The sequence below is a fragment of the Tepidiforma sp. genome, from assembly GCF_034433535.1.
Taxonomy (GTDB): domain Bacteria; phylum Chloroflexota; class Dehalococcoidia; order Tepidiformales; family Tepidiformaceae; genus Tepidiforma.
Map to the genome: position 1 here is coordinate 1 of NZ_DAOUAO010000210.1, position 9,169 is coordinate 9,169.

Sequence of the window (9,169 nt, forward strand, 5' to 3'; positions counted from 1 at the left end):
GAGGTAGCGGGCGAGGGCGTTGCGCAGGGAGCGGTACGCGCTGACGGCCTCGGGCTCGGGGACGCGCTGCTGCCCGGGGCGGCCGTAGCGGGACTCTTCGTAGGCCTCGCCGAGGCGGAGGGCGGGTTCTTCGCGCCCGATGGTGCGGCCGAGGCGGGCCGACCACTCGCGCGGGGTTTCGGCGGGGCTGCTGCGGATGCCCGCCCAGGCGGCGAGCCGCTGGGTGTGGGCCCAGAGCCGGGCGCGCTGGTCGAGGCCACCGAGCCCCCAGTTCCAGGCGATGCGGAGTCCGAGGCCGCCGGCAGCGAGGAGGGCGAGGATGGTCAGCGGGATGAGGACCAGGAGCCAGTTGAAGGACTGATTGATGACGGGCTCCTCGGCGAGGGCCTCCTGGACGGGGTTGGCGCCGCCGGTCGGATCGACGAGATCGGGGCCGAAGAGGTCTTCGAGCGAGGGCTCGACAAACGGGTCCGAGGGGACCAGGGGCTGGCTGATGCCGCCGGCGCCGCCTTCGGGGCGGTCGGCGGTGGGGTTGAAGGTAATCCAGCCGTAGGAGGGGAAGAAGACTTCGACCCAGGTGTAGGCGTCGCTCTTGCGGACGGTGTAGAGGGTTTCGGTGCCGGAGCCGGGGGTGAGGGCATAGCCGACCGCGATGCGGCAGGGGACGCCGGCCGTGCGGAGCATGACGCACATGGCGGTGGACTGGTAATCGAAGTAGCCGCGCTTCAGTTCGAAGAGGAGGAATTCGACGGCGTCGCGGCCGGGCGGGGGCGCTGGCACGGCGAGGTCGTACGGGAAGGTGCGGAGGTAGCTTTCGATGGCCTTGGCCTGCTGGTAGGGGGTGGTTGCGCCGGCTTCGCGGATGATGCGGGCGGTCTCATCGCGGACTGACCGGGGGAGGTCGGAGGGAAGCTGGAGGTAGCGGCCGGTGACCCATTCGGGGTAGGCGGTGCCGGCGGCGTCGAGCTGCTCGGCGGTGGCGCGGGAGATGGAGCCGAAGCTGTTGTAGGTATCTTCGGCGCCGAGGGCTACCCGGCTGCGCATGCGCTCGATATCGCCGGATTGGCCGGGGGCGGCATCGACGCGGGTATCGATGTTGGCAGCGAGGGGGACGCCCGGGGTGAGGATGGTGCTTTCGCCGGCGAGCAGTTTGACCCGGAGGATGGCGGTGGTGCGGGCGGCGTAGGTGGCGGAGGCGGCATCGACGGCGAGTTCGCGGGCATCGACCCGGGAGGTGTCGCGCTCGCCGGCCTTCCAGCCGTTGCCGGTGTAGACCTCGTAGCTGGTGGCGCGGAGGAGGCCGGCTTCGGCGCTGTTGACTTCGAAGAGGCGCTTGCTGCCGAGGCTGACATCGCCCTGGATGGGGAGGGTATTGCCGAAGGTGTGGAGGTTGCCTCCACGGCGGGAATCGACGTTGTGGAAGAGGCGGACGAGGTGCTCGGACTGGCTGGTGACGGGCCGAACCAGGGTATCGAAGACGGCTTCGACGGCGCGCGCCTGGTTGCCGAGGGGAAGCCACCAGGCGGCAATGACCAGCGCCGCTGAGGCGACGACGGTGAGCTGGATGAGGCTGACGGAGAGGAATTCGGGGTACTCGGTGCCCTCGGCGCGCCAGCGGGCGATGCTTTTCTGCAGGTGGACGCGCGAGATGAGGACGATGGCGCCGAAGAGGAAGACGACGAAATCGCCGGTGGGCTGACCGCGGAGGAAACTGATGTTGGTGAGGAGGATGAAGCCGCCGGGAAGGAGAGCGAGCCAGGCGTTGTGCCAGCGGAAGAGGCTCCATGCCGCGGCGTAGGCGGCGAGCCAGGAGAGCGCGTGGACGAGGGTGACGAAGGGGAGGTTGTCGTTGGAGATATCGCCGGTACGGACGACGTGGAACCATTCGACCATGCGGACGCGGAAATCGGCGAGGCGGTCGGCGAGGGTGGGGCCATCGGCGAAGGACTGGGCGGCGAGGGCGACGATGCCGGCACCCACCAGCAGTGCGACCGGGTGGATGGCCGCCGCCGGCAGCCTCACGCGCGCCGCGAGCATGCCGATGGCGAGGCCGAGGAGCACCGTGGGGATGAACGGGGGCATGCCCTCGACCCAGTTGGCCTGCTGAAGCGAGTGGGCGATGGCCACGAAGGTGATGGCTGCAACGGCGAAAGTGAGCCAGTCCTCCCAGCTCATGACGATGCGCGGGACGCGGACGGCGTAGCTGCCGGCCGCGCGGACGGGGGAGTGTTGGAGCGTGGGGTTCAGGCCTGCCATGCGACTGCTCCTGCGCCGGCCGGGGCGAGCGCGAGGCTGAGGTCGTCGCCGCGGCGGACGACGTAGGTGAGGATATCGGATGCGGTGAGCTGCCCGTAGAGGAGGAGGGGCGAGCGGGAAGCTCCGAAGCTGGAGGGGTCGATAAGGACGACGGCGGCGCGGACGCCGCGCTGGGTGAGCGACTGGATAGCGGTGAGCCAGTGGTCATCGGTAGAGGGGGTGACGACGATGAGCGTGGTGTGGCGGCCGAAGCGGCGCTGCTCTTCGAGGAGGAGGGCGCCAAGGGGCGCATCGCCGACGGCGCTGGCGGTGGCGAGGGTTTCGAGGATGCGGGTGAGCTGGTTCTGGCCGCGCTCGGGCTCGAGGATGCGGAGGTCGCGGCCGAACTGGATCAGCCCCGCGGGACGGTTGGCGATGATGTAGTGGCGAGCGATGGAGGCGGTAATGCGGACGGCGTATTCCTCGGTGGAGTCGTCGCCGGAGCCGGCATGGACGCGGCGCTCGAGGTCGAGGATGACCCAGATGTCGGAGGCGGGGTCGAGCTCGAACGTCTTTACCATCAGCTCGCCGGTGCGGGCGGTGGAGCGCCAGTGGATGCGATTGAAGGCATCGCCGGGCGCGTACTCGCGGACGCCGGATGCGTTGGGCGTGACGTAGTGGGTGCGCCGGCGGACGCGGCCTTCACCGGGGAGGTTGGCGGGCGGGGCCTGGAAGTGGGGCAGGTCGACCACCGGGGGGTAGACGAGGATTTGCTGGGCCTCGCCGAAGGTGCGCGTGCAGCGGAAGATGCCCAGGGGGTCGACAGCGGTGACGGTCAGGGGCCCCCACTCGTAGAGGCCGCGGCGCAGCAGGGGCGTGGTGACCATCCAGTTGCGTGAGCGGCGCGGCGGAATCGTGAGCACCCGGCGTGAGCGGTGCCCGGGGAGCGGGGACGGGTCTTCGACTTCGAGCCAGACGCGGGGCAGGAAGGAGGTGTTGCGGACTTCGATGACTTCGAGCGCTTCCTGGCCGACCTGGGCGCGGGAGGTACGGCGGTCGGCGAAGGCGACGAGGCCGCGCGTGTTCCACCTGGTGTACAGCCAGGCGAGCGGGAGGGCGATGGCGATGATGTAGACGAGCCGGAAGAGCAGCCAGAAGCCGGTCCCGAACGCGACGAAGACCGAGACGAGGAGGATGGCGAGAACAAGCGTGAGGGTGCGGCGCTGGGGAGCGAAGAGGGCGCTGATGAGGGTTCGCACGGGGCGAGCCTCAGGCGCGGGCGCGCGCGCCGGGGACGGGGACGCGCTGGAGGCACTGGGCAATGACGTCGGCCTGGGTGACGCCCTTGACGCGAGCGCCCGGGCTGACGATGACGCGGTGGGCGAGGGTGAAGACGGCAAGTTCCTTGACGTCGTCGGGGATGACGAAGTCGCGGCCTTCGAGCAGGGCGCGAGCCTGGGCGGTGCGGAAGAGTGCGAGCGAGCCGCGCGGGCTGGCACCGAGGTAGACCGCTTCGTGCTCGCGGGTCGCATTGGCGAGCTGGACGATGTACTGCTTGATCAGCGGGTCAACGTAGATTTCGCGGACGGCGCGCTGGAGTTGGAGGATCTCGTTGGCATCGGTGACCTGCTGGAGGGCCTCGATGGGGTGGCGGGTCTGCTGCTGGTCGAGGACGAGCACCTCGTCGGTCGGGGAGGGGTAGCCCAGGTAGATGCGGATGAGGAAGCGGTCGAGCTGGGCCTCGGGGAGGGGGAAGGTGCCCTCGTACTCAATCGGGTTCTGGGTGGCGAGAACCATGAAGGGCTGGGGCATGCGATGGGTGACGCCATCGACGGTGACCTGGCGCTCCTCCATCGCCTCGAGGAGGGCGGACTGCGTCTTGGGGGTGGCGCGGTTGACCTCATCGGCGAGGACGACCTGGGCGAGGATCGGGCCGGGGCGGAACTCGAAGTCGCCGGTCTTCTGGTTGTAGATGGAGACACCGGTGACATCGGAGGGGAGGAGGTCGGGGGTGAACTGGATGCGGCGGAAGGTGCAGCCGGTGGAGACGGCGATCGCGCGGGCGAGCATGGTCTTGCCGACGCCCGGCACGTCTTCGATGAGCATGTGGCCGCCGCAGAGGAGGGCGGTAATGGCGAGGCGGATTTCGCGGGACTTCCCGACGATGACGTGTTCGACGTTGGCGACGATCCGCTCGGCGACGACTTTCGGGTCTTCCACGGGCTGCTCCGGGGACGGGGCGGTGACGCCCGGCCGTGATGGGGCGGATTATAGCAATTGCGAATCGGGGGTCGGGTTAAGCCCGCTTCATGCGGGCGGCTGTGGGCGGAGCGCGCGGAGGACGAGGTCGATGAAACCGTCGCGGAGGCGGTCGAGGGAGAGTTCGCCGCGGCCGGCCACGAGGGTGATGGGGCTGGCGACGCTGGCGATGAAGCGGACAGCGACCGGCGGGTCGAGTTCGGGGCGGAACTGGCCGCGTTCGATGCCGCGCTGGAGGATGGGCAGGAGGCGGGGTTCGGCCATCCAGCGCATGACGCGGTCGTGGAGCTCCTGGTCGTGCGGGGTGGCCATGAGCTCCATGGCGAGCGGGGCGATTCGGTCGAACGAGGTGAAGAGGGTGGCGATGAAGGCGCGCACGGCGTCGAGCGGGTCGTCGATGGCGAGCACCTGCTCGAGGCGGGCCTCGGTGGTGTCGACGATATCGGTGATGATGGCGACGATGAGCTCGGCCTTGGTTGGGAAGTTGCGGTAGATGGTGCCGACGCCGACCCCGGCGGCTTCGGCGATCTGGCGCATTTCGACGGCGGTGCCGTGTTCGGTGAAGAGGCCGGCGGCAGCTTCGAGGATGCGCTGGCGGTTAAGGCGGGCGTCGGAGCGTTCTGGGAGGGACATGGGCGGGACGATTGACGGGGCTGATGGGAGCCGCCGGTGATTTTGTTGGAAGGATACCGGAATTGCCACTTGAACGGAACCGGAGTTCCGTTTCACACTGAAACGAGCATCGTGAGCGAGTTCACGAACGGCGGCAGACGACCACGCCGCCGGGCCTGAGGAGGCAAGGAGCATGGCGACACAGGAAGGTGCAGGGCTGCTGGAGCGGTGGGCCGGATTCGTCTATCGGCGGAAATGGCTGGTGCTGGCGGCGTGGGTGGCGGTACTGGTCGGCATCGGGGCGAGCGCGCGGGCATTCGGCGGGGAGTTCCAGACGGAGTTCACCCTGCCGGGGTCGGAATCGCAGCGGGCGAACGACCTGCTGCGGGAGCGCTTCCCGGCGCAGGCGGGGGGCGAGGCAGACCTGGTCTTCGAGGTGCCGACCGGGGTTGAGGGGGCGCGAGCGGAGATCGAGGGGGTGCTGGCGCGAGTGGCTGAGGAGGTGCCGGACGTCGCGGCGATTGAATCGCCGTTCGAGCGGCCAGGCTACATTTCGCCGGACGGGACGATTGCACGGGCGGTGGTGCGGTTTACGTTCGATGCCGACAAGGTGCCGCACGAGACAGCGGTGGCGCTGATTCGGCTGGCGGAAGGCGCTTCGCGCGTGGACTTCACGGTGGAGCCGGGCGGCCGCGTGATCCAGTTCAACGAGCAGACGGAGTTCGGCTCCGAGATTTATGGCCTGATTGCGGCGGTGTTTATCCTGCTGATCGCGTTCGGGTCGGTGGTGGCCATGGGCGTGCCGATCGGGGCGGCGCTGTTCGGGCTCGGAACGGGGCTTGGGATTCTGATGGTGGCGGCGCGCTGGATTGGGTTCCCGGATTTTGCGTCGCAGTTCGCGGCGATGATCGGGATCGGGGTCGGCATCGATTACAGCCTGCTGGTGGTGACGCGATTCCGGGAGGCGATTCACGGGGGCAAATCGGTGCGGGATGGGGTGATCGAGGCGGTGACGACTTCGGGGCGGGCCGTGGCGTTCGCCGGGATCATCGTGGCGATCGCGTTCCTGGGGCTGTTCGTGATGGGCCTGCCGTTCATCGCGACACTGGCGACGGCGGGCGCAGTGGTGGTGCTGGTGGCGGTGGCGATTGCGATTTCGCTGACGCCGGCGCTGCTGGCAGTGTTCGGAACGCGGGTCGACTGGCTGCGGGTGCCGTTGCTGCACCAGTCAGAGGGGGTCGATCCCAGCAGCACCTGGTACCGCCTGAGCCGGACGATTCAGCGGCACCCGTGGCCGTTTGCGGTGGGTGCGACGGCGCTGCTCGTGGTGCTTTCGCTGCCCATCTTGTCGATGGAGCTGGGCTTCACGGATGCCGGGAACCGCGCTCCCGATTCGCACTCGCGCAAGGCGTACGACCTGATCGCGAAGGGCTTCGGGCCGGGCACGAACGGGCCGCTGCTGGTGGTGGCGGACGTGCGTGACGGCAACGGCGGACTCGCGCGGGCGGTGGAGCTGATGCGGGAGACGCCGGGCGTGGCTGCGGTGACGGAGCCGGTGGTGAATCCCGCGGGGGATACGGCGGTCATTACGGTGATCCCGACGACGAAACCGCAGGACCATGCGACAACGGAGCTGGTGCACCGCCTGCGGGACGATGTGCTCAAGCGGGCCGAGACAAATGGCGACCGGTTCTACATCACCGGGGTGACTGCCGGGCAGATCGACGCGAGCGACCGCATTTCGGAGCGGATGCCGTACCTGTTCATCGGGGTGATTGGACTGAGCTTCGTGCTGCTGACGGCGATGTTCCGGTCGGTGGTAGTAGCGCTGAAGGCGGCCATCATGAACCTGCTCTCGATCGGGGCGGCCTACGGGGTGGTGGTGGCCGTCTTCCAGTGGGGCTGGGGCGGGAGCCTGATTGGGGTCGGCACGGGACCGGTGGAAGTGTTCCTGCCGATGATGATGTTCGCGATCCTGTTTGGGCTTTCGATGGACTACGAGGTGTTCCTGATCAGCCGGATCCGGGAGGAGTACCTGAAGACCGGCGACACGGGCACGGCGGTGGCGAACGGGCTGACGGCCACGGCGCGGGTGATCACGGCTGCCGCCGCGATCATGGTGACGGTGTTCCTCGCTTTCGTGCTGGGGCCGGAGCGGGTGATCAAGGAGTTCGGCATCGGGCTGGCGACGGCGATCTTCGTTGACGCGACGGTCGTGCGGGTGTTCCTGGTGCCTTCGGCGATGGCCCTGCTGGGGCGGTGGAACTGGTGGATCCCGCGCTGGCTCGACCGGCTGCTGCCGACGCTGGATGTGGAGGGAGCGGGGCATGCAGCGGCCGGGCCAGCCGGGGCGAAGTAGCGAACGCGACGGCATGGCGGGGCGGCGCGGGGTAGACTGGCGCCGTGAACCCAGAAAATGAGTGGGTGGAGCGCGCGCGGGACCTGGCGAAGCGATTCGCCCCGCGCGCGCAGGCCCATGACCGCGAGGGTTCGTTCCCGTTTGAGAACTTTGCGGAGCTGCGTGAGGCGGGCTTCTACGGGTTGACGGTGCCGCGGGCATTCGGCGGGGCGGAGGCGGGGCTGGGGACGTACCTGGCGGTGCTCGAAGAGCTGGCGCGCGCCGACGGTTCGACGGCGCTGGCGTTCATGATGCACCTGAAGACCTTCGGGCAGGAGCGGGAGGCTCCGAGCTACCCGCCGGCGTGGTTCGAGCGGCTCTGCCGCGGCGCCGTGGAGCGGGGCGAGCTGGTGAACACCGTGGCGACCGAGGAGGGGCTGGGCAGCCCGTCAGGCGGGGGCGTGCCCGATACCTTCGCGGTGCGGGAAGGCGACGGCTGGGTGCTGCGGGGTCGCAAGACCTTCACGACGCTGGCGCCGGTGCTGCACGCGTTCATCGTGCTGGCGCGGCTCGAGGGAGAGATTGGGCCGGGTGGCCGGCCGATGGTGGGCAACTTCCTGGTGTTCCGCGGGGAGGAGGGGCTGCGAGTGGAGGAGACGTGGGATTCGCTCGGCATGCGGGCCACGGGCAGCCACGATGTGGTGCTGGACGGGGTGCGGCTGCCCGCGGACCGGCTGCTGAACGCGCGGGAGGCGGGCTCGCCGGACCCGCGGGCGGGCGCGGGGATGGCGTGGTTCGCGCTGGGGCTGTGCGCGGTAACCATCGGCGTGGCTTCGGCGGCGCGGGATTATGCCGTGGCCTTCGCGCGGGAGCGGGTACCGAACAGCCAGCGCCCGATTCGCGAGTTCCCGGGGGTGAGGACGCGGGTGGCGCGGATCGAGCTGCTGCTGCAGCGGAGCCGGGCGCTGACCCGGGACGCGTGCGGGGCGTGGGAGCGACGGGAAACGGCCGGGATGCCGCCCATCGACCGGGTGGCGGCGGCAAAGGTGGAGACGCTGAACGCCTGCATCGAAGCGGTGGACCTGGCCATGCGGGTCGTCGGCGGGGTCAGCCTGCAGCGGTCGCGGCCGCTGGAGCGGTACTGGCGAGACGTCCGGGCGCCGCTGCACAACCCGCCGCTGGAGGACCGTGCGCTGGAGCAGCTGGCGCGGCGGGCCCTGGACGATGCCTTCGAGGCGCCGAAAGGGGCGGAGTAGGCGAGGTCGCGGGGTCAGGTGCCCGGGACTTTGAAGTCCTGGCCGATGGTGATCACGACATCGGGGAGGGCGGTATCCGTGGAGGGAGTGACGATGATCTCGGATTCGGGGATGCCGAGCCATTTGGCGATGTCCTCGGCGAGGACGCGGCGGTCGGTGTGGTAGAGGGTGATGGTGGTGCGAGGCTGCGGTGGGACATCCGGGCCGTAGTAGACAGTGGGGAGGCCTTTGACGTAGGCGAGGTAACGGCCCAACGCGGCTGCGCGGGCGGCGCCATCGATGCCGAAGCCGTTCTGGATTTCGACGTTGCTTTCGCTGTAGGCCGCTTTGGTGAAGACCTGGTTGAGCCAGTACTGGACGTTTTCGGGGTTCCAGCTGAGCACGGCCGCGCCGCCGAGCGTGGTAAAGCCGGTGACGGTCGGGACATCGTTGACGGGGTCGCCGAGCGAGTAGGTTTTGAGGCGGCCGT

General features: G+C 69.3%; 7 protein-coding genes. 2 read left to right on the forward strand and 5 right to left on the reverse strand.

Translation table 11 applies throughout. The features are described from left to right. The 4 genes from VAE46_RS11065 to VAE46_RS11080 all read right to left on the reverse strand — a co-directional run. Positions 1–2,256: transglutaminase domain-containing protein (locus VAE46_RS11065; protein ID WP_322796992.1), on the reverse strand; the 2,256-nt coding region annotated here is incomplete at its 3' end. Beyond that, positions 2,244–3,494: a DUF58 domain-containing protein gene (locus VAE46_RS11070; protein ID WP_322796993.1), complete on the reverse strand. Its 1,251-nt coding sequence runs from the start codon at positions 3,492–3,494 to the stop codon at positions 2,244–2,246. The genes VAE46_RS11065 and VAE46_RS11070, both read right to left, overlap by 13 nt. Before the next feature lie 10 nt (positions 3,495–3,504). After that, positions 3,505–4,455 (reverse strand): MoxR family ATPase, encoded by a 951-nt coding sequence (locus VAE46_RS11075; RefSeq protein WP_322796994.1) that lies wholly within the window; start codon positions 4,453–4,455, stop codon positions 3,505–3,507. A gap of 87 nt (positions 4,456–4,542) precedes the next feature. After that, a complete protein-coding gene (locus tag VAE46_RS11080; RefSeq protein WP_322796995.1) occupies positions 4,543–5,127 on the reverse strand; it encodes a TetR/AcrR family transcriptional regulator in 585 nt (194 codons plus the stop codon). A gap of 172 nt (positions 5,128–5,299) precedes the next feature. On the opposite strand from VAE46_RS11080, the gene VAE46_RS11085 reads away from it, so the two are divergent. Then, a complete protein-coding gene (locus VAE46_RS11085; protein ID WP_322796996.1) occupies positions 5,300–7,465 on the forward strand; it encodes an MMPL family transporter in 2,166 nt (721 codons plus the stop codon). A 44-nt stretch (positions 7,466–7,509) separates the two neighbouring features. Then, a complete protein-coding gene (locus tag VAE46_RS11090; RefSeq protein ID WP_322796997.1) occupies positions 7,510–8,700 on the forward strand; it encodes an acyl-CoA dehydrogenase family protein in 1,191 nt (396 codons plus the stop codon). Between the two features lie 14 nt (positions 8,701–8,714). On the opposite strand, the gene VAE46_RS11095 is transcribed toward VAE46_RS11090, so the two are convergent. Next, on the reverse strand, positions 8,715–9,169 hold a 455-nt coding region (locus VAE46_RS11095), incomplete at its 5' end, for a LytR C-terminal domain-containing protein (protein WP_322796998.1).

What these genes read in the sequence shown, in the direction of transcription:
- VAE46_RS11080 (WP_322796995.1), bottom strand. Translation starts at nt 5,127, where the DNA reads ATGTCCCTCCCAGAACGCTCCGACGCCCGCCTTAACCGCCAGCGCATC.
- VAE46_RS11085 (WP_322796996.1), top strand. Translation starts at nt 5,300, where the DNA reads ATGGCGACACAGGAAGGTGCAGGGCTGCTGGAGCGGTGGGCCGGATTC.